Genomic DNA, 21,286 nt, shown 5'->3' on the forward strand with positions numbered 1-21,286 from the left:
CTTTTTTAGTCGTTTATCAACCGCTAAGCCACGATTGATAAAGTGTCTGAAATTGAGAGCATTAACGCTGCGAAGTTGATGTCTTTGACTGAAAGATAGACGTAACTTTTCTAACCATCAAATACGTGATTGAGTTCTCATTTTTATATGAGTGAGAGGTTCAAGAGAAAACAGGCACTTACTGTAGAGAGTTGATTTGAAGGAAAAATATAAATTTTTTTGGGGAACTTTTTTGATGCTGCCTTTGAGACTTTTTTTGAATCTCAAAGGCAGGTTCTTACACTCGCGTTCAATTACAACGTGTTGAGGACATCCGCGAGTCGAGAGACAGCTGTCGTCAGTTCTTCTGGTGTGGCATTGGTAAAGTTAAGACGCAGAGCGGCTTTTACCTTTGAACCTTCTGGATAAAAGACCGGGCTCGGCACTACGGCAACCCAGTTTGCGAGAAGGTTTTTCGCCAGTTCGAAGGTGTCGCACTCTGGAATCTCGACCCAAACGAACATGCCACCATCGACGGGTTTGAGTACGCAACTTTCTGGCAGCTGTTTTTGCAGTTCAGCAAACATGACATCGTAACGTGATTTGTAAAGCGCACAGATGGTTGAAATGTGCGTTTCGAAGTTGTCATGTTGGAGCAGGCCATGCAGCAAAGCTTGCATAGGAATACTAGAGTGCAGATCGGCACCTTGTTTAATTTTGATAAGTGGCTCAAGGTAGCTGCTTTTGCCCGTAACTACACCAATACGCAAGCCTGGTGAAGCTATTTTGGAGAAAGAGCGCAATACGATGGAGTGCTGTGGGCAGAAGTCCGAAACCAGTGGAAGCGCTTCACCAGAAAAACGCAGCTCGCGGTATGGTGCGTCTTCAATGAATGCCACGTCGTATTGTATACAAAGCTCGGCAACTTTTTGGCGAGTCTCTAGCGCCCAGCACACGCCCGTTGGGTTGTGAAAATCGGGCACGGCATAGAACATTTTCGGTTGCTGCGTGGCAAAGCATTGTTCAAGTTCTTCAAGGTTTGGACCACACTCGGTTTGTGAAACAGTCACGATGTTGGCTTGCACTAGACCGAATACTTGCATAGCACCAAGGTAGCTCGGTGCTTCCATTACCACTTTATCGCCCGGATTTACGTACGCACGCGCAATCAAATCTAGCCCTTGCTGAGAGCCCGTTGTGATCATAGCCAAATGAGATTCCGGCAGCTGGTAATAATCGGTCAAAAAGTTAAGTAGCGGGGCGTAGCCTGCTGTTGCGCCGTATTGAAACACCTCTGGCATATTAGCGAGGTTTTCGAGCGTCGGTTTCATTAAGTCGATCGGGAAGGTTTTTTCGTCCGGCAAGCCACCTGCAAGAGAAATGACGTTCTTATCGCTCGCTGCTGCGAGGATCTCTCGGATGTAGGATGACTTAGTTTGTTGTAATGACTGTGCGATTTCCATGTGCTGTGCTTCTCGTAATTGTCTTTTTTATGTCAGAAATAGTATAGGTAAATTGCCAAGCTTGGTGTGTCCATTTATGCTGTTAAACATGTCCATTTATGCTATTTAAGCGAAAGTTTACTCCGTGAGCCATCAACAAGTTTCCAGAATCAATGACGTGCTGTTTTACATTCACCAGGACATTAACAGAGATTTATCGGCTAAAGAGCTAGCAGATGTAGCAGCCTATTCTGAACAGCACTTCCATCGTATTTTTAAAGATGTGGTAGGGGAGTCTGTCCATCAATATATCCGTCGAACAAGAATGGAATACGCCGCCAATCAACTGATGTTTGATACCAGCTCGTCGGTGTTAGACATTGCTAACAAGTGCGGCTTTAGCTCGGTATCTTCTTTTAGCCGAGCGTTTAAAGCAACGTTCGCTATGTCTCCTGGCGCGTGGCGAAAGCATGATTTACAAGTCGCAGAAAAGCCGTATCTAAAAGATCCGGAAGTGGCTGCGGGTTACCATCGGGTTGCGAAACGCGAGTTGCCAGAACCTAAAATTATGGAGGTTCCACAACGCTTCGCGGCTTATGTGCGGCATGAGGGTTATAGCCGTTCCATTCGCAATGCGTGGCTGATTTTGAAGGCGTGGGCAAGCTCTGAGAATCGGGACTTTTCGGTTCAATACGGTTTGCATCACTCCAACCCCGCTTGGGTCGAGCTCGATAAGTGTCGCTATGTGGCTTGTATGGCGATTGATAAGCCGCTTAAAGTACGCGGTGTCGTAAATCAAATGACGATTCCGGGTGGTTTGCATGCTGTTTTTCGCTTAACAGGGGTATATGGAGAGCTTCTTCCTCAATTGAGTATGGTGTTAGAGAAGTGGTTGCCGAATTCAGGCTTTAAGCAGCGTTCTACTCCCGCTTATGTTCACTATCATAAAAACCATTTCCTTAGCCATGATGAGGTGTTTGAGCTGGACTTCTATCTGCCCATCAGTTTTTTCTAACTGGACTTCTATCTGCCCATCAGTTTTTTCTAACTGGAGTATTTATTTACTATCCGTAAGGAAGAAAATGCTAAGCTCTATATGGTGATTTTTTACAAATAATTGAAAATTAAATGAACATCGATCATGTAAAGCTATTTGTCCGTTTGGCTTCGACACACAACATCAGCATGGCTGGTCAGGAGCTTGGACTTTCTCCTGCTGTCGCTAGCGCACACATCAATAAACTTGAGGACAGCTTAGGAGTTCGTTTAGTTCATCGCACCACACGCAAAGTTTCCTTAACTGAAGAGGGGCAGGCTTTTTTACCTCACGCGGAGGAGGTCCTTGCAACAGTGGAGGCAGCAAGGGGAGCTGTTGGCTCAGGGCAGAGTGCGCCAACGGGAGTATTACGTATAACCGCCTCTGCAACTTTTGGTCGCTTGCATATTGTGCCCGCATTAAAAGGTTTTATGGCGCGTTACCCAGGGTTAACCGTGGACTGCCGATTTTCTGATTCCATTATTGATCTGGTTGAGGGAGGTTTCGATGTCGCCATTCGTGTCGCTGAGTTGAAAGATTCTTCATTGGTCGCAAGAAAGCTTGCGCCAGATCGTCGTATTATCGTTGCATCACCAGATTATATTGAACAATTTGGGAGACCTAACAAGCCCCAAGACTTGACGAATCATCAATGTATTAACTTAGTTGGAATGAATAATTGGTCATTCAATACAAAAGATGGAATGGTCAATGTAAGAACTTCTGGTCGTTTTAAAACTGATAATGGTGATGCGATGAGAGACGCGACGGTAAACGGGTTAGGTATTTCTATCAACTCGGTTTGGAGTGTTTATCAAGAATTACAAAGTGGTCAGCTAGTGGAAGTACTCGAAGATCACCCTTTAGCGATGGATGCTGGGATTTGGGCTGTGTACCCAAGCTCTCGTTTAATTGCGCCTAAGGTGCGTGCCTTTATTGATTACTTTGCTGAATACTATGGCACGCCACCTTATTGGGAGTTTGCGGAAAAGTGATAACAAGTTTCACTTATCGAATACATTGTTTTTAAGGTCCGAATAAAAACGAACCTCAAGATAATTCTTAATTGTTATTAATAGAGTTTGCTTAAGATTAATTCAATAGTATCAATTATCTGCTGTGTTTTGCTTTGATCTAATGCATCAGGGTGTGGGGGCGCGAATGCTTCAATGTCATTATCGAAGTACATACCATGCACTTGAGCAAACTCTTCTGATAGCGCAGCGCGAGTTAGAATATCTGCTCCTAAGCGGATATCACCACCAGCAACCCCATAAGCATCTTTAACCATCTTGCTACCTAGGAATGATTTTGGGTTTACTGATACCAACATAGGGCCAGTGTTCTTAAGCTTTAGTCCGATTGCTCGTGACCACATCGTTAATGCCAATTTGCTTTGGGCATATGCTTCGCCATCTGACAATGGTTTGTTACCGAGTAAAGCGCTAGTGTTTACTGTTGTTTGTGCAGCTGAAGACAAATTAACCACACGACCCGTATCTCCGAGCAACGGCAATAGCTCTCTAGTGAGTAAGTAGGGAGCAATGGTGTTGACTGCGAAGCGTACATCAAGACCCTCTTTAGTTCTTGGATTTGGTGTTGCGTACACACCAGCATTGTTAATGATGACGTCTAAATGATTGAACCGTTCTGTTATCTCCATCACTATCTGTTTTACCGCATTGGGAGAGGATAAATCAGCAACAAGGCTTTCAACTTTACCACTTTTCATCTCCCTCAAACTTTGCTCAACTTGTTGAACTTTCTCTATATTCCGGCCATGGATTATTACGTGTTGTTCACGGTTAATTAACATTTTCGCGGTTTCTAAACCAATACCGTCAGTAGATCCAGTAACTAGAATTGTCTTTCGCATGATCGCTCTCATTGTTGAAGGTTAATATAGAACGATCATAGTGGCATCTTTTGCATTCGACTATTGAGACTAAAAAGAAAACACTTTCTAGGAAAAATTGAAAATAACTTTGTTGTTCTTTTTGTGGACGGTGCGACGAATTAACGTCTCATTAGATGCTACGGTTATACATGTGGTGCTCAAAAATTAGGCACTATTTTGTACTCAAATAATAGCCAAGAGGTCTCTATGTTAGGTGAAAATCACTCATTAACTCATGAATTCCCAGAACATTTGGATACCATTACTCAGCTTACCGAAAACGATGCATCATTTGCTGAAACCGTTAAAAACTACAATGCTTTAGATAAGGAAATCCGCGTACTAGAACTTCAAGGAAGCCCGATTGATGATCACGAAATGAACGTGTTAAAACATAACCGGGCTGAGCTCAAAGACTGGCTCCACTCGCGAATAATGGGTTCTTAGTGACGAAATGATCATCGGCTCGTAAATAGCGGGCCGATTTTAGTTCCAATGGACGATGCCAAGTGTGCAAACATTAGGAGTGCTGAGCAGGAGCTTGGAGCGGCAGGTGACCAGTTTTTACCCAAATGATCGTTTCTTGCTCTACAAAAGGAAAATGCTCGCTCATATGTGGGCTTCGGATCCAAGAGAGAGCGGGATAGGTACCTAGCTCGTCTCTAAACTCTCCTGACAATACGAAAATCTCTTCACCACCAAAGTGACGGTGTGGTTGAAATTTCTCACCTTTTGGCCACTTAACCAACGCGACATGTTCGTGCTCAAAATTATGTAGAGGCATGACTTGCAACCCACCGACACCACTCTGCCAGCTCGCTTGGTTTGTATTAATGCGAACTGTTTCAAGATCCTCAGATTCGAACTGATTTAGTTTAACTAAAATCACACAGCCTTCTTTGCTAAATGGTGCGTGTTGACTTCCTGGAGGGTTACGAAGGTAAGTGCCGGCAGGGTAGTCACCGTATTCGTCAGAGAATACTCCCTCGAGCACCAATATTTCTTCTCCTTGAGGGTGAGGATGAGTCGAAAACTGCGAATTTGGCTCGTATTTAACGACGCTGGTGGTATGCCCTGATTCTTTGGCTTCTCGTTCCAAAGGTTTGCGCCACACACCTTTGGAAGGGCTGGCGATCCACTCCTGTTGAGCAGTATCTATCACGATTCTTTTTGAAAAATCCATATTCAACATATTGAAATTCCGTTACTTATTTAATTACTAATTCTCATTAGTATACGTATAAAAAACATCAATTGATTCATTTGTTGATAGCCCAATTCATGGATTGAGTACGAACATGAAATCGGAGCCTAATTTAAATTTCTGCTTGTGTAATGAGAATTGTTATATTATAACATCGCAAAATTAAATGTTATAACATAACAAAAAGGAAAAAGTAGTGAATAAGAAATTGGTGTCTCTCGTGATCGGTAGCATTTTTGCATCCCCTGTTTTTGCCGACACACTATCGAACCCACAGATTGGTGTTGTTGTTGATGGCTACTACCAAGATGGCCAACGTCATAATTCTGAGCGCGAAGAAGGCTTTGGTCTAGGCCATACGGAATTAAACTTCTCATCAAATATCGACGACAAGTTTTACGGCGCATTGACCGCGGTTCTTGAAAGTCATGGTGATGAGACAGAATTAGAGCTTGAAGAGGCATTCATCGAAACTTTGGCATTGCCATATGGTGTAAACGTGCGCGCTGGCCGATTCCTATCTGACTTTGGTTACCTGAACAACCAACACATGCACACCGATAGCTTTGTTGAGCGTCCAATTGCTTATCGTACTTTCCTTGGCTCGCACTACTACGATGATGGTGTACGTGCAAACATCGTGTTGCCAACCGACCTTTATGTAAAACTTGGTGTAGAAGCGCTCAGTGGTAGCAAAATGTCTTCTGTCGAAGATGGTTCTGAAGTTGGCGTGTACACCACGACGCTGAAGCTTGGTAGTGACTTCTCCGAATCTTCAAGTTGGCAGTTTGGTTTAAGTTACCTGCGTAACGAAAACGGCAAGGTTAAAGAATTCGAAGATCACGACCACGGTCATGAAGAAGAGCATGAGCACGATCACCATCATGGCGCAGCAGTGACAGGTGCGAACCTTTACGGTGCTGATTTTGTTTGGAAATGGGCACCAGACGGTAATTACAAATACAGCAACTTCACGCTATCGGCTGAATACATGCTGTTAGACGGTGTGGTAGATAGCAAATATAAAAACGATGCAGAGTCACCAGACAACTTAAGCGCTTACTATGTTTCGGGTGTTTATCGCTTCAACCCAAGCTGGTCAGCAGGTCTACGTTACGGCGAAGCAGAAAGCTACGATGGTCATGCACATGGCGACCACATGCATTTTACTGAGCTGAATGATAAAGAAATGGATGCGATGATCGCATGGGATTCTTCTCACTTCGGTACTATCCGTGCGCAATACACTCGCATTGATAACCAAGACAGTGAGACAGACAACGTGTTCACTCTGCAATACGTGATGACATTTGGAGCGCACGGTGCTCATGCGTTCTAAGCTGACATTAAATAAATGCAGTTTGGTGATGATGGCGGCAGGAGCTGCCATCATTGCTTCGCCTGCTTCGCCTGCTTCGCCTGCTTCGCCTGCTTCGGCTCTAAACATTTTCGTTTGTGAGCCAGAATGGAAAGCCTTTCTTGAAAGCCACGCGCCAGATGCCAGTATTTATTCAGCGACAACGGCTAAGCAAGACCCACATTACGTACAAGCTCGTCCTTCTTTGATTGCGAAGATGCGCCAAGCGGACATGGCAATGTGTTCGGGCGCAGAGCTAGAGGTGGGGTGGTTACCTATGCTGCAAGTTCGTAGCAGCAATGCGGCGGTGCAAAATGGTGCGCCGAGCATGATCTACGCGACGGACTTCGTGCGCATGTTAGATACTCATGCTCACGTTGACCGTAGCATGGGAGATATACACGCTCACGGTAACCCACATGTTCAATTTGCGGCAAATGACATGATTCCATTATCTCGTAAAGTCACGGAGCGCCTAAAAGCGATTGATCCCGACAACGCACAAAGTTACCAAGTGAATGGTATGAAGTTTCGTGCTCATTGGCGTAAAAAGCTTAAAGAATGGAATGAGAAAGGGGCTGCTTTAAAGGGTAAGCAAGTTGTCGGTTATCACGCGACGTATCGTTATTTGTACGATTGGCTCGGAATGAAGCAGATTGCCGATCTCGAACCTAAACCGGGCATTTCACCGACCACATCTCACCTGCAATCACTCACCAAGTTAAATGCCGACAGTTTTGATGCGATTGTTTACTCCTCTCATCAGGATCAGCGTCCAGCGAACTGGTTGCAAGATCATACTGACAAACCTGTGATTCAACTGCCATTGACCGTTTCTGAGGGTGAAAGCTTGGATGAGATGTACGATCAGGTCATTGATGATTTACTGGATGTGTTAGTGCCGCCCGTTCCTGTGAGGATCTAAGTATGGCGGATTATGCATGGCTTTTACCTGCGGTTTTGTGTGGTTTAATTGCGTTGGTCGGCAACATCGTTCTGGGGCAACAAGTTCTTAATCGTCAGATCATCTTTATAGATTTGGCGGTGGCGCAAGTTGCGGCATTGGGGGCAGCACTAAGCCACTACTGGTTGAGCCAATACGCGCTGTTCTCAGGCTCATTCTTTGGCGAAATGATTGGCCCTTGGGTGATGTCTTTGATGCTTTGCGGTTTGATTGCCTTAATGGAGAAACGATACCAGCAACATTTAGAGCCCATGATTGGCAGCTTGTTTGTCGTGTCTGCATCGCTGGCAATCCTGCTGGTGAGTAAAGACCCACACGGCGGAGACTTTATTCAAGGCATTCTTAATGGGCAATTGTTATGGGCGACTTGGGCAGACGTTTGGCCTCTGGCACTCATTACCGCTGCGATGTTGCTATTGGTTTGGTTAAAACCTGCGTTTATGCGCGGTAGTGGTTTTTATCTGATCTTTGCAATCCTGATGCCCATTACGGTCAAGTTAACCGGCATTTATTTAGAATTTGCTTTGTTGGTTATTCCAGCTTTATGTGCGGCAGCATTGAAGGGAACTCGATTCTTTGTCGCTAGTATCAGCATTGGTATTGTTGGGATCTTATCGGGTATTGCCGCATCGGCTCGCTATGACTTACCGAGTGGTGCGAGTATTGTGATCACCCTGTTTATTGCTGGCATGTTGTTTAATCTCTTGCTTCAGCCTTTTCTGGTGAAAATAACAAAACCAGCTTTTGTAAGAGATTAAGAGACAAGTAATATTGGTCTGATGAAGTAGTATTTGATTAATCAGACCAATACTTTTCTATCCAAGTCCTCCAATCGTGTAACTTTGCGCCTTCCAACACACTTTCTTACGTTGATCTTGCCATAGTCATCAAGTTGCCTTGATTAGTTCACATTCGACTCCCAGACTGTTTCTATAGTTTTTATAAGATATAAAAGACCCTGCGTATGAGAAGCGCAGCTGTAACGCGACTAGGCATAAAAACAAAAAACGCTAGGGATACAAGCGAATTTGTAATCTCAACATTTAAGGAAGACCAAGATGAAACCGGAAAAAGTAGCAGTAGTCACTGGTGCGGCTCGTGGTATTGGCCAAGCGATTTGTGAGCAATTACTGGAGGATGGATTCCACGTAATCGGGCTAGACATATCGCCCGTGGAATGGAGCCAGTCGGCGCAGCTAAGCAGTTATCAAGTCAACTTGTGTGATGCCGAAGCTGTCAGTGAAGTGGTAGAAAGTGTTGTAGAGCAGCACGGAAGAATCGATGCTCTGGTTAACAACGCGGGCATCACTCGAGATGCACTGTTGCCAGACATGTTAGAGCAAGACTGGGACAGCGTGATCGACGTGAACCTAAAAGCGGTGTTCTTACTCACCCAACGTGTTGCTCCTGTCATGCTAGAGCAGGGCACAGGCAGTATTGTTAGCATTTCTTCTATAGTGGGAACGGATGGTAATATCGGCCAGAGCAACTACGGCGCAAGTAAAGGCGGCGTCATCTCAATGAGCAAAGGCTGGGCGAAAGAACTTTCAAGAAAGGGTGCACAGATACGCGTCAACTGTGTCGCGCCAGGCTTTATCGCCACCGACATGACCAAGAACCTGCCAGAGAAAGTCATTCAAATGATGAAAGGCAAAACCCCATTAGGGCGCATGGGCTCAGTTCAAGATATTGCCAATGGCGTCTCTTTCCTAACCTCAGACAAGAGCGCCTACATCACAGGCCAAGTGCTCAAGATTGACGGTGGGTTGGTATTATAGCTCGTTAATCAAAACCCAAAATAAAAACGCCTTTTACTTATATGAAGGGCGTTTTTGTTTGAGGAACCCGACTTATGTGAGTACTACTAATAGAAAGCTTCGATTTCGCTTCGAGTTGAGTTTTTGAAGCAAAAGGCCAATACGTTTGAATAGCGTCGGGCGTCTCCTCTTAAACACTGCATTCCCTAAAGCACAGTATTCCCAAAAGAAAAGCCCACCGAAAAGCGGGCTTTGCTCTCTTTTAGTAACGAGAAGAATAACTAGTAGCTCGCTTGAATGCTGACACCGCTATAGTTTGAGTAACCTTGAATCATGACGTGATAACGTCCACTTTGTGTCGCACTGACCGTACATGTTTCATTGTTACCGTATTTGAAAGGTCGGCAGTCCCATGCATTCAGTGCTGGTTTTGCTCCAAAACGGAGATACAAATCCGCATCACCACTTCCACCATACATTTGTACGGTTAAACGCTGCCCAGCTTCTACATCAACATAGTAATACGCTACTTGACCAGTTGAACCACTTAAACCACTTACTGGCACGCCCGAGGTTAATTTGCCTTCTGGGTCCGGTGTTGGGTCTGGGCCACCGCAGTCTTGGCCACAATCTGCATCCGTTAAGCTATAAAGTAGCTTGTTCACGCTGCCTCTTGTGTCCGTCACTTTTCCGCTAGTTGCGCGGCTAACGATCAAGGCCTCTACTTGGCTTGGAGACAGTGAACTGTTTTCTTGAAGATACAATGCTGCTACACCCGCCACATGTGGCGTCGCCATCGAAGTGCCACTAATGGTTTTGTAGCCACCGTCATACCATGCAGATTTGATTTGTGAACCTGGCGCAAATACATCCACACAACTGCCCCAGTTTGAAAAACTCGAACGTGCATCCGTGCTAGTGGTCGATCCGACAGTTACTCCGGAAGCAACGCGTGCTGGAGAATAGTTACACGCATCGGCGTTGGAGTTACCTGCTGCTAGCATAAAGCTGACACCTGACTGAACCGCACTTTGCACCGCACTATCCAGAGCGACGGATTGACCGCCGCCTAAACTCATGTTGGCGACTGAAGGTCCGGAAGCGTTCGCAGCCACCCAGTCCACACCGGCAATAACACCAGAAGTAGAACCCGATCCGGTACAGCTCAATACTCTCACGCCGACAAGGTTGACGTTTTTCGCAACACCATACAAGCTGCCGCCAATGGTGCCCGCTACGTGTGTGCCGTGTCCATTACAGTCACTTGCATCTGCATCGTTATCGACAAAGTCATACCCTGAAACTGAGCGACCACCGAACTCAACATGCGCGTTATTCACACCAGTATCGATGACATAAGCCGTTACCCCAGTCCCATCAAAGTTGGCACTGTAGTTGTTATCGAGTGGCAAGTTTCGTTGGTCGATTCGGTCTAGTCCCCAAATGGCATTGGTTTGATTTGCGTCTGCCGAGACTATTGGGTCAAGCGATAGGATTCTGTCTTGCTCAATGTAGTCCACACGAGGATCAGAACGCAGATCTTTTAGTTGCTCAGGACTCAAGTTAGCGACAAATCCACTTATCGAGTGGTCAAAAACCGACTCCACTTTTACCGAATACAAACCAGACATGCGGTCTACGGATTGTTGCGTGAATTGCTCGAATTCCGTTGAGTTGCTCGCCATCATTTGCGGTTGTTGAAATACCACTATGTAGCGATCTGCAATGGCGATCTCGTCCGGTGCGAGCATTAATGTGGCTGGTAATATGTCCGGAGCTTGTTGTAACTCTGCACTGTCCGCAATCTCATTGGGTTGCGAAAAAGCGAGAGAAGAATGAAAACAGAGTGCGGAGGTGATACAACAACTTAGTAGTTTCTTTAACATAAAATGTTCCTCGAAATCATAGTCTTGTTGATTTTTACCTAGTACCAAACTGTCAACACGAAAACACAGACAATCAGCGTAGTGCGTGCTGAAGTGACGTTACACAAGTCAAACTAGACAATGAGCAATCATATGCATAACTGATAATAATTCGCATACTCAGAAACATGATCAATAACCAAGCTTTATTGAAATTGAAATGCAAAGATTCATTTAGACTTAGAGCAAAATCCCTAAAATAGAATAATTCTACACACCTGAAATATTGCCTGTTATATGACTTCATCTTACCGATAATTTACGCAATAAAAACCTAACTATCCTTTTATTGGTCATAACTCAAATCGGTTGATAGATGTTAATATAGCCACCTGATTTCTGATGTTTTTAACTCATGGTTACTATCCAAGTTCAATATCGTTTCTGTAATAAAACAGAGCCCGTTCGTGAACATGGAAAAGGGCATTCTGGCTCTCCTCGCTCCAGATGTATCGAGTGTCGAAAGAGCTTTAACTCGATTACGTTTACGAAGCCCGCAAGCCAGATGTAAAAGAAAAAACTGTTGATATGTCAATGAATAGCTCTGGCGTTAGGGAAACAGTACAAGTGTTGAATGTCGTATACAACACAGTATTGAGTACTTTAAAAAATCTCGCCAAGGTAAGTAACCTCAATGCCTTTCGATAAAGCAAATATAAGACTAATTTGTAAACTTGAAAGGCTAGCTGTATTGGTTGAGGTATATGAGGAAAACACTTCCCCATTTAAGAACTGAAACACACTTTTGCCCCCTTTTCGTGTTAGCACGGAAACTGTCCTGCTACCAGACTTGTGTTTCAATAGTGCCTTGTAGTATCGAAAACACTTACCACAAACTCTAGAGATTTATGTACTATACCACCTACTGGAAGCTTGATGGGTGGTATTGACGTGAACTTATCTCAAATTGATCTGAATTTGCTCTTTGTTTTAAAGCACTTGCTCGAAGAGAAGCATGTATCTAACACCGCTATGGCTTTAAATATGAGCCAGTCTGCGGTAAGTCGAGCACTGCAAAAAATGAGAGTTTTCTTTAATGACGAATTACTGGTGCGCAAGAAATACGGCTATGAACTGACTCCAAAAGCAGAGTCAGTAAGGCAAGACATCAATAATGTGATTACCAGTTTAGAAAAACTTGCCCATAGAGACTCGTTTGATCCGAGCACTGTATCAAGCACCGTTAAGGTTTACGGCCTTCTTCCTCAGATTAATACCTTAATGCCTAAGGTTATCGCTAAGATTCGGCAAGAGGCTCCAAACCTTAAGGTCAGTTTGGACTCAGCACCAAAACGTCATTTTGATGCGTTGGTGGCTGGAGATGTTCATTTCGCACTTTCCTCTCATCAACCGCCAAGCTCTGAGCAAAATATCTATCGAATGGTTGTTGCTAAGCGTACTTTCCGTTTGCTTATGAGCCGCTATCATCCACTGGCCGATTTAGAGCTAACTCCAGAGCGTTTGGCCGAATTTGACTTTGGACAAGTCTCTTTGCAGGGTGAGAAGCGATTGTCGTTTGAGCATAAATACCAAGAGCTAGGGTTAGCGAACAAAAAAAAGCGTTTATCAGCGCCAGTGCAACTGAATAACTTTAGTTCTGCTCCAAGTATCGCTGCGGAGACTGAGATTATATTTCATCTACCGACACCTTTTGCAGAGGCAGCTTGTCAAGACCCTCGCTTGATCGTTCGAGAAGTACCTGCCGAGCTACAGTTGGACTTTCAAGAAGTCTTCCTATATTGGCACAAACGCTTTAACGATGATCCTATGTGTGAATGGGTACGAGAGATCTTTAAACAGCTCTATGTTGGAACCGATACTTTAGCTTAAATGCTTATATCGGGTAATTCGTGGTTAACTATTCGTATATTGGATAGTGATATTCTCTTTTCTCGATAGTGATTAACTTGTCAGTGATTATGATAATCAGGTTTAATTGATAATAATTATTAAATGCAATTACATTTTAAGCCTATTCAATATGAAGCCTCTTTTCACATACTCTCTATTTTCTACATCAGTTGTTTCTGCTTGTATTACTGTACCTATGGTCGTTGTTGCAAATGACCAGTTACCTGAGACTGGTATCAATACAACAGCAATGGAAACCGTAGTGGTTACAGCCTCTGGTTACGAACAGAATGTCACAGAAGCGCCAGCAACAATAAGTGTTCTCACCCGAGAGCAACTTGAAAATCGCTCATATAAAGATTTGACTGATGCTTTAAGTGATATACCTGGGGTAACCGTTACAGGAGGTGGTGATGGCCAAGATATCTCAATTCGAGGTATGCCTGCTCAATATACGGCCATTCTTGTTGATGGCAGGAAGCAGTCTGGTCGAGAAACTCAAACTAATGGTAGTACGTTTACTGAACAAGACTGGCTTCCCCCGTTGAGTGCAATTGAACGTATTGAAGTTGTACGTGGCCCTATGTCAACCCTTTATGGGTCTGATGCTTTGGGGGGTGTGATTAATATTATTACGCGTAAAAATTATCAAGAGTGGCACGGAAGCTTGCGTGCAGAAACGACGCTTCAAGAAAATTCAAAATCTGGAAATAGCTATCAAGGGCAGCTTTACCTTGCTGGCCCTGTCATTGATGGTCTGTTGAGTACTTCTTTGACTGGACTGTATCAGGAAAGAAAAGAAGATGAAATTGAAGGTGGTTATGCAGGTAAGACACTCGACAACTATCGAGCTTCTTTGTACCTCACACCTACCTCGGATGACACTTTTACTCTGGAGTTCACCAATCATAACCATGAGCGAGAGACCACTCTAGGTAAATCAGTGGAGCGAGAGTCTCAAGTTGCAGTACGAGAATATGAACGCCAATCTATTGGTTTTAGCCACGACGGAAACTACTCTTGGGGTACAAGTTCTTCATTTATCAGTAATGAAACAGTAAAAAATATCGGTGCAGATAAAGAAGTCGAGAATAGTCAAATTAATACGCAATGGGGTCTGCCTCTTAATGCTCACTACTTAACACTGGGCGCATCTTTCGAGCAAAAGGATCTGACTGATAATAAACTGTCATTGACCTCTAAAAACAAGCAATGGGCAGTATTTGCTGAGGACGAGTGGTATCTCACGGATACATTCGCTCTCACCCTTGGTTTACGTTACGACGACAATGAGATCTTTGACGGGCAATTTAGCCCAAGAGCTTACGGGGTCTGGTCTATTGACCCTAGTTGGACGCTAAAAGGTGGTGTGTCTACGGGTTATCGAGCACCTAGTTTGGCACAAATGGACGAAGAGTGGGTTCAAGAGAGCTGTAGAGGGCGTTGTTCTATTTACGGTAATCCAGACTTAACAGCAGAAACCTCCATCAATACAGAGATGGGACTGTATTACGTTAATGAGCGAGACCTTTCTGCAAACATTACTTTGTTTTACAGCGACTTCAAAGACAAGATCGAAAGTGAGTTTGTCGATCCGACGTGTACTGATAGCAGAAGTTGCGACCGCACTTACGTCAACATTGATGATGCGAACAGCTATGGTGCAGAAAGTTCCGTATCTAAGGGTATTACAGAGTCAATTACACTAAGTGCAACCTACTCGTATACTCGTAGTGAAAAGAACACTAATGACGATGATGATGGCTTGCCTCTTGTACAAGCACCTGAACATATCTTCTCACTTAATGGTGATTGGGCAGTGCGTGATGATGTTGCTTCATGGGCCCGCATGAACTATCAAGGCAAAGAGAAAAACAACATCACTAGTGATAGCACAAGAACGTTGGCACCTTCTATTACTTACGTGGATCTCGGTGTGAACTGGCGTGTAACTAAGAATGTGAAGTTAATGGCAGCGGTTTATAACTTGTTCGATGAGCAAATCACAGAGGAAGAGTTTGGCTACATTGAAGATGGCCGACGCTACTGGTTAGCTGCTGAAGCGACTTTCTAATCTACTTACTTTTTTAAGCGAATAACAAAACAATGAATACGAAAATTAAGTCTGCGATGACCTCTCTGCTACTTATGCCCTTTGTCTGTTTGGCTGGGGAGTTCAATGTAGAGAAGGATATCTTGTTCAAAACTGTAGGTGAAAGAGAGATTAAACTCGATCTTTATACTCCTTCGGTTGAATCAAATACTCAGTACCCGTTATTAGTCTGGGTACATGGTGGTGCATGGAAACGTGGGAGCAAAGACGCCATCCCAGAAAAGAACCCATTATTACTTCAGTCTGTGTTGAATGAAGGTTATGCGCTAGCTTCAGTTGATTATCGTTTAAGTGGAGAAGCGATCTTTCCTCAACCAGTACAAGACATTAATGATGCACTGAACTATTTGTACGACAATGCTGAAAAGCTCGGTATTAAAGCGGACAATGTTGTGATAATGGGACGCTCTGCTGGCGGGCACCTCGCTGGCTTTATTGGTGCGACTAACTCGGCATACAACCAAGTAGATTTCTATGAGCCACCAAAGTACAAGGTCTCAGCCGTAGTAAGCTTTTTTGGCCCTACCGATTTACTTGAGTTAAGTAATAAAGGTGGCAAGAAAACCAGCAAAAAATCGTCTGTATCTCGTTTCTTAGGAGATATTCCAAACAATATTCCAAAGCTTGCCAAGAAAGCATCAACGACGAGTTATGTGAATGAAAATACTCCACCATATATACAGTTACACGGCACCTTGGATAAGCGAGTGCCTCTATCTCAAAGTGAGATACTTAAGGCTAAGCTTGATGAGCATGGAGTTACCAACCAACTTTTCATTGAAGAAGGTGTAGGACACAGTGCACCTGTCTTTGATACCGAGAAGTACGTTACTCATGTTTTGGACTTCTTAAATAAACACTTTCCGAACTAACGCTCTAGTCAATATAAGGCTTAAAAGTTCAAGGGGAAATACTGAGCCAACTGTGATTACAGTTGGCTTTTTCATGTATCTCTATTGGGCATTTTATCATTCTGATTAATGGGAGCGGCTGGCTCATTTTCAGGCAGTGGTTGAATAAATCTATGACTACTTTAGGGTATGTATTCTAACGTACTTCTGTCCAAAAAAGTGTTTCGTTAGCTTGAATTAGAACAACAAAGCGCTCTTCACAGAAAATGAAGGTCGTTTATCTCGTCTTAACAGCCTTTCAAGTTGTTTGAAATGAGGTATCGAGATCCGCTTCGCTCTTAGTTACGTTCAACCTTAGCTGCTACTTTTCATCAATAAATAGAGATGAGTTACCATCAAGTAGCATAGGGAAGCGAGGGAGTATTCTCTCAAATGAACATTAAACTCCTTCTTTGTAGCCTGTCACCTTCAAACTACTTCCTCTAGCGCTAACAATTAATTCAAATGTGCGCTGGCTAATGATTTTTCTGTAAGTAACACAATTGAACGTGATAGAAGTAACAAAATTACCTCTTAGCGGTAACGTTCCCGAAAAGTTTATATATTATCGCTCTCATTGATACAAGTAGTAGAGACGCTCTGAGTCCGAGCGCTCTGAAATTCAGGCTTTAGATGGACATTTAAAGTCACCATAAGTTTGCGACTTTTATTGGGAACGTTTGCAGTATGCCTAAGTATAAATTTACGTGAGACTATGGAAATGAAACTACACACTTTGACGATGGCAGTAGCGCTTGGACTGGTTACTGCACCTGTATTCGCAGCAACAGATGTTGACGCTCTTGAAAAGCGAATTAATGAATTAGAACAGAGACTTGAACAGACGGAAAAAGCATCCACAGAAGCAAATGAGAAAGCCTCAAGCTTTGAGTTTCATGGCTACGCTCGTTCCGGGCTACTGATTAATGACGATCTGAATGGTGCAGTGGGTACTGGTCCTTACATGACGGCAGCTGGTGCTATTGGCGCGCCAATTGGACGATTAGGGGTTGAGGATGATCATTATGTGGAAGCAAACCTTATTCACAAACGCTTTGCAGATGATGGTTCCAGCGCATTGTTCCGAATCATGTTGGCAGATAGTACGGAAACCAATAACGAATGGACAGCGAGTGAGAGTCAATTAAACGTTCGTCAGGTATATGCTGAGCTAAACAAGTTGAGCATGTTCTCTGAATCAAGTGCGTTTGCTGACGCGACGTTTTGGGCTGGTAAACGATTTGACCGTGATAACTTTGACATTCACTTCTTTGACTCGGATATTGTTTTCTTATCTGGCACTGGTGCTGGTGTGTATGACGTCCAAATGAGCGAATCATGGAAAGCAAACTTCTCGATCTATGGTCGTGATTTTGGTGAGATTGATAGCTCGTCAACGGATGTTGAAAACTATATCGCGACAATGAACAACCGCTTCGGTAATTGGCAATTGATGCTGAGCGGCATGACGTCAGCTGATAACAATGATCGCGTAGAAGGCGCAGCGGACAAAGGTTTACATGCGATGTTTGCCTACCATGGCGATACCTTCTTTGGCATGAGTGAAGGCTTTTCTAAAACTGGTATTTTGATGGGTGATGGATTGGGTGCGGAACTTAAAGGCATCGGTTCAAACGGAGATTTGTTAGAAGACGCAAAAGCCGTACGCTTGTTTAGCTATGGTGTAACACGCATCGGCGACAACTGGCGTGTAGCACCTGCGTTGCTCGCAGAACACAGCCAAGATCGCTTTGCTAAAAATGATGAATTTACGTGGGCATCGTTCAACATCCGCTTAGCGCAAGAGTTTACGCAGAACTTTGAGATGGTTTATGAAGGCTCATACCAATACATGGACCTAGACAATGCGATTGATAAAGCAAGTGGCAGTTTTTACAAAGCGACAATTGCACCAACGCTTAAGATGTCTACCGCTGCAGGTTTCTTTGACCGTCCGGAGCTACGTTTTGCAGTTAGCTACGTTGATTGGAGCGAAGACTTGAATGGCTACTCGATTAGCCAGGATGCGGGTGCTGCAACGATGGGTGATGGTGGTGAAGTTCTGTTTGCACTGCAAATGGAAACTTGGTTCTAAAGGGACCTAACCTACAAAGAGTAATAAGAAAAGCGCCAACTGATTTCAGTTGGCGCTTTTTCATTAACAGGACTGACGCTCAATAGTTTTGAAGGTTAGTACCATCTTACTCATTTCAAAACTTCTGTTGGCAATTCTATCTAGTAACAGTTTCGCACCATTTTCCCCTGCTTTATCAAATGCATAGTTAAATGTTGATAAGGTTGGGGTGCACACTGATGCGAGCTCATCATCACCAACGCCTAGCACTAAAACGTCTTTACCCGGTGTTAACCCGAGCTCTTGAATCGCTCTCATCGCACCGATAGCAATACGGTCTGTCGCACAGAACAAGCCATCTAGCTTAGGGTTCTTTGTTAAGTGTTGTTTTGCCAATGAATAGCCAGAATCGATGGTAAAGTCACCACGAGCATGGAAGTCGATCTCAAAACCATGGTGTTGCAGCGCTTGAACAAATCCTTCAGAGCGTTGCTTATCTACCGCGATATCGTCACCTTGCACACCAATAAAACCCATAGTTTGGCAACCTTTTGCAACCAGTCTATTTCCCGCTTCAAACCCTACTCGTGCGTCATCATGAATGATGCTTGGAATGTTAAACATGGAACCATCTTGACCGACGAGCACAACTGGGACGGCTGAGTTTTGAATTGCTTTTACCAGCTTGGAATCGAGGTGGGTGGCGTAAAGAATGATCCCTTCAACCCGTTTTTGGTTAAAGATCTGAATGTATTCCAGTTCTTTTTCGTGGGCTTGGTGAGTGCTAGCAAGTAAGACATGTTTCCCGGCTTTTTCAAGGACATCGGTTAATCCATCGACACCTTGGGATGTGGCATGAGAGGAAACCCGAGGAACAATGACACCAACCAGATTGGTCTTTTGAGATTTTAGATCTTTAGCGACTTGGTTCGGCACATAGCCACATTCCGCTACTGCTTGGCGGACCTTCAGTTTTGTCGCTTCTTTTACGCCATATTCATCGTTTATAACCCGTGACACTGTTGATTTTGATACGCCAGCCAGACGGGCGACATCATGCAGACTCGCCATTGTTCCTATCCATTCTGTTTTTCGTTTTTGGGATTGTTTGCAAAGAGAAGATGAAAAGCTCTTTGATAAGTAGCGATTCTAACCTCCTATACTGCTCTTAGGGAGAGAATTTGACGATCATTCTCACATTCTCTCTGCTTTATCTTTGATCATTTGGTTTTATTGAGCAAAAATCTGTTTTGCAAACGTTCCCGAAAATTTCGCAAGCTCAGATAATAATCCAATGGGGTATGAAATGAATTATCCGGCAGTAGCAAAAGAGTTGTTAACTCTATTAGGTGGTAAAAGCAACATCACCGCACTTGCGCATTGTGCGACACGCTTACGCCTTGCCGTTGCAGATGAGCAAAAAATAGATGAACAAGCGATTGATAGCCTTGAAGGAGTAAAAGGGCAGTTCAAAGTTGCGGGTCAGTACCAAATCATTTTTGGATCTGGCATCGTAAACCAAGTTTATGCAGAAATGGCGAAGTTGACGGGGATGAGTGAAATGTCCACCAACGACGTTGCGTCTGCTGGCGCAGAGAAACAAAACATTGTTCAGCGCGCGGTGAAAGGGCTGTCTGATATTTTCGTTCCAATCATTCCAGCAATCGTCGCTGGTGGTTTGTTGATGGGTATCTATAACCTATTGACTGCTCAAGGCTTGTTCATTGATGGCAAATCTTTGATTGATGCCAACCCAGGACTGACAGACTTGGCGAACATGATCAACACGTTTGCGAACGCGCCGTTTGTTTACCTGCCTATTCTGCTGGCATTTTCAGCCAGTAAGAAGTTTGGCGGTAACCCATATTTAGGGGCGGCGCTAGGTATGTTGATGGTTCACCCTGACTTGCTGAATGGTTGGGGATTCGGCGGCGCATCTGTGTCTGGCAACATTCCGGTTTGGAATATTCTTGGCTTTGAAATCCAAAAAGTGGGTTACCAAGGTTCGGTGTTACCGGTTTTGGTATCGGCATTCATTCTTGCGAAGGTTGAGCTAGGCTTACGTAAAGTCATACCTTCTGTTTTAGACAACCTTTTAACGCCATTACTGGCGATTTTCATAGCGGGTTTGCTGACGTTTACTGTCGTCGGTCCGTTCACGCGTGATATCGGTTTCCTATTGGGTGATGGTCTGAACTGGCTATACAACACTGCTGGCTTTGTTGGTGGTGCGGTATTTGGTCTTATTTATGCTCCGTTTGTTATTACTGGTATGCATCACAGCTTCATTGCGATTGAAACTCAACTTCTTGCGGATATTGCGACGACGGGCGGCACCTTTATCTTTCCTATTGCGGCGATGTCTAACGTTTCTCAAGGAGCGGCAGCGTTGGCGGTGGGCGTGATGAGCAAAGATAAGAAGATGAAAGGTATTGCGATTCCATCGGGTGTTACGGGTTTGCTGGGTATTACAGAGCCAGCCATGTTTGGTGTTAATCTAAAACTACGTTACCCATTTATTGCGGCAGTTTGCGCTGCGGCGTTATCGAGCGCGTTCATTACAATGTTTAATGTGAAAGCTCAGGCATTGGGTGCAGCAGGTCTTCCAGGCATCATTTCTATTACGCCAGAGAAGATTGGGTACTACATCGCGGGTATGGTGATCGCGTTCTTGACCGCATTTGTTCTCACCATTGTTCTTGGTATGCGTGACCGCGCTAAAGCCGGTAGAAAAGCAGCGGCTTAATCTGAACTCCTTAAGGGTGGAGTCCCCCAAAATCCACTTCTTTTCCTAAAT

17 protein-coding genes and 1 pseudogene are annotated in these 21,286 nt (G+C 44.2%); 13 read left to right on the plus strand and 5 right to left on the minus strand.

From position 1 onward, the window contains the following. Window positions 1-293: 293 nt before the first annotated feature. Window positions 294-1,442, minus strand: a complete 1,149-nt coding sequence (locus tag R7E29_RS06025; protein WP_017819834.1) for a PLP-dependent aminotransferase family protein — start codon at window positions 1,440-1,442, stop codon at window positions 294-296. Between the two features lie 124 nt (window positions 1,443-1,566). Here R7E29_RS06025 and R7E29_RS06030 point away from each other — a divergent pair, with 124 nt between their 5' ends. Next, the gene (locus R7E29_RS06030; protein ID WP_025767964.1) at window positions 1,567-2,436 is read left to right on the plus strand and encodes a GyrI-like domain-containing protein; all 870 of its coding nucleotides are present in this window, start codon (window positions 1,567-1,569) and stop codon (window positions 2,434-2,436) included. 113 nt (window positions 2,437-2,549) lie between these two features. Then, window positions 2,550-3,452, plus strand: a complete 903-nt coding sequence (locus tag R7E29_RS06035; protein ID WP_017633593.1) for a LysR family transcriptional regulator — start codon at window positions 2,550-2,552, stop codon at window positions 3,450-3,452. 77 nt (window positions 3,453-3,529) lie between these two features. Here R7E29_RS06035 and R7E29_RS06040 read toward each other — a convergent pair whose 3' ends face one another. Further along, complete coding sequence (locus tag R7E29_RS06040) at window positions 3,530-4,333, minus strand: SDR family NAD(P)-dependent oxidoreductase (protein WP_213906693.1); 804 nt, start codon at window positions 4,331-4,333, stop codon at window positions 3,530-3,532. A 228-nt stretch (window positions 4,334-4,561) separates the two neighbouring features. Between R7E29_RS06040 and R7E29_RS06045 the strand changes: the two genes are divergently transcribed. Continuing rightward, complete coding sequence (locus R7E29_RS06045; protein ID WP_005373737.1) at window positions 4,562-4,801, plus strand: YdcH family protein; 240 nt, start codon at window positions 4,562-4,564, stop codon at window positions 4,799-4,801. 73 nt (window positions 4,802-4,874) lie between these two features. Here R7E29_RS06045 and R7E29_RS06050 read toward each other — a convergent pair whose 3' ends face one another. Continuing rightward, complete coding sequence (locus tag R7E29_RS06050; protein ID WP_054574565.1) at window positions 4,875-5,546, minus strand: cupin domain-containing protein; 672 nt, start codon at window positions 5,544-5,546, stop codon at window positions 4,875-4,877. Between the two features lie 208 nt (window positions 5,547-5,754). Between R7E29_RS06050 and R7E29_RS06055 the strand changes: the two genes are divergently transcribed. The 4 genes from R7E29_RS06055 to fabG all read left to right on the plus strand — a co-directional run bounded on the left by R7E29_RS06055 (window position 5,755) and on the right by fabG (window position 9,657). Then, a complete protein-coding gene (locus tag R7E29_RS06055; protein ID WP_017633595.1) occupies window positions 5,755-6,897 on the plus strand; it encodes a hypothetical protein in 1,143 nt (380 codons plus the stop codon). Further along, window positions 6,887-7,840 carry a metal ABC transporter solute-binding protein, Zn/Mn family gene (locus tag R7E29_RS06060; protein ID WP_318082476.1) on the plus strand — a complete coding sequence of 318 codons (954 nt, stop codon included), beginning with the start codon at window positions 6,887-6,889 and terminating at the stop codon, window positions 7,838-7,840. The genes R7E29_RS06055 and R7E29_RS06060 overlap by 11 nt, the downstream gene beginning before the upstream one ends. A 2-nt stretch (window positions 7,841-7,842) precedes the next feature. Next, window positions 7,843-8,637, plus strand: a complete 795-nt coding sequence (locus R7E29_RS06065; RefSeq protein ID WP_005373725.1) for a metal ABC transporter permease — start codon at window positions 7,843-7,845, stop codon at window positions 8,635-8,637. Window positions 8,638-8,937: 300 nt separating this feature from the next. Continuing rightward, on the plus strand, window positions 8,938-9,657 hold the full coding sequence (gene fabG, locus R7E29_RS06070; protein ID WP_042523233.1) for a 3-oxoacyl-ACP reductase FabG: 720 nt from the start codon (window positions 8,938-8,940) through the stop codon (window positions 9,655-9,657). A 260-nt stretch (window positions 9,658-9,917) separates the two neighbouring features. Here fabG and R7E29_RS06075 read toward each other — a convergent pair whose 3' ends face one another. Further along, window positions 9,918-11,522, minus strand: coding sequence for a S8 family peptidase (locus R7E29_RS06075; RefSeq protein ID WP_213906691.1), 1,605 nt, complete (start codon window positions 11,520-11,522; stop codon window positions 9,918-9,920). A gap of 394 nt (window positions 11,523-11,916) precedes the next feature. On the opposite strand from R7E29_RS06075, the pseudogene R7E29_RS06080 reads away from it, so the two are divergent. The 5 genes and pseudogenes from R7E29_RS06080 to R7E29_RS06100 all read left to right on the plus strand — a co-directional run. Beyond that, window positions 11,917-12,240, plus strand: a pseudogene (locus R7E29_RS06080) (IS1-like element transposase); the annotation flags it as partial. A 197-nt stretch (window positions 12,241-12,437) separates the two neighbouring features. Continuing rightward, window positions 12,438-13,391, plus strand: a complete 954-nt coding sequence (locus tag R7E29_RS06085) for a LysR family transcriptional regulator (RefSeq protein ID WP_017819843.1) — start codon at window positions 12,438-12,440, stop codon at window positions 13,389-13,391. A 151-nt stretch (window positions 13,392-13,542) separates the two neighbouring features. Beyond that, window positions 13,543-15,486 carry a TonB-dependent receptor domain-containing protein gene (locus tag R7E29_RS06090; protein WP_213906690.1) on the plus strand — a complete coding sequence of 648 codons (1,944 nt, stop codon included), beginning with the start codon at window positions 13,543-13,545 and terminating at the stop codon, window positions 15,484-15,486. A 32-nt stretch (window positions 15,487-15,518) separates the two neighbouring features. Then, on the plus strand, window positions 15,519-16,397 hold the full coding sequence (locus tag R7E29_RS06095; RefSeq protein WP_017819845.1) for an alpha/beta hydrolase: 879 nt from the start codon (window positions 15,519-15,521) through the stop codon (window positions 16,395-16,397). A gap of 739 nt (window positions 16,398-17,136) precedes the next feature. Beyond that, on the plus strand, window positions 17,137-18,510 hold the full coding sequence (locus R7E29_RS06100) for a carbohydrate porin (protein WP_136976638.1): 1,374 nt from the start codon (window positions 17,137-17,139) through the stop codon (window positions 18,508-18,510). Window positions 18,511-18,573: 63 nt separating this feature from the next. Here the strand turns inward: R7E29_RS06100 and R7E29_RS06105 are convergent, their stop codons facing one another. After that, window positions 18,574-19,560, minus strand: a complete 987-nt coding sequence (locus R7E29_RS06105) for a LacI family DNA-binding transcriptional regulator (RefSeq protein ID WP_170890199.1) — start codon at window positions 19,558-19,560, stop codon at window positions 18,574-18,576. A 235-nt stretch (window positions 19,561-19,795) separates the two neighbouring features. Here R7E29_RS06105 and R7E29_RS06110 point away from each other — a divergent pair, with 235 nt between their 5' ends. Then, window positions 19,796-21,235 carry a sucrose-specific PTS transporter subunit IIBC gene (locus tag R7E29_RS06110; RefSeq protein ID WP_213906689.1) on the plus strand — a complete coding sequence of 480 codons (1,440 nt, stop codon included), beginning with the start codon at window positions 19,796-19,798 and terminating at the stop codon, window positions 21,233-21,235. Window positions 21,236-21,286: the final 51 nt, after the last annotated feature.

The organism is Vibrio sp. Vb1729 (assembly GCF_033338655.1).
GTDB classification, from domain to species: domain Bacteria; phylum Pseudomonadota; class Gammaproteobacteria; order Enterobacterales; family Vibrionaceae; genus Vibrio; species Vibrio alginolyticus.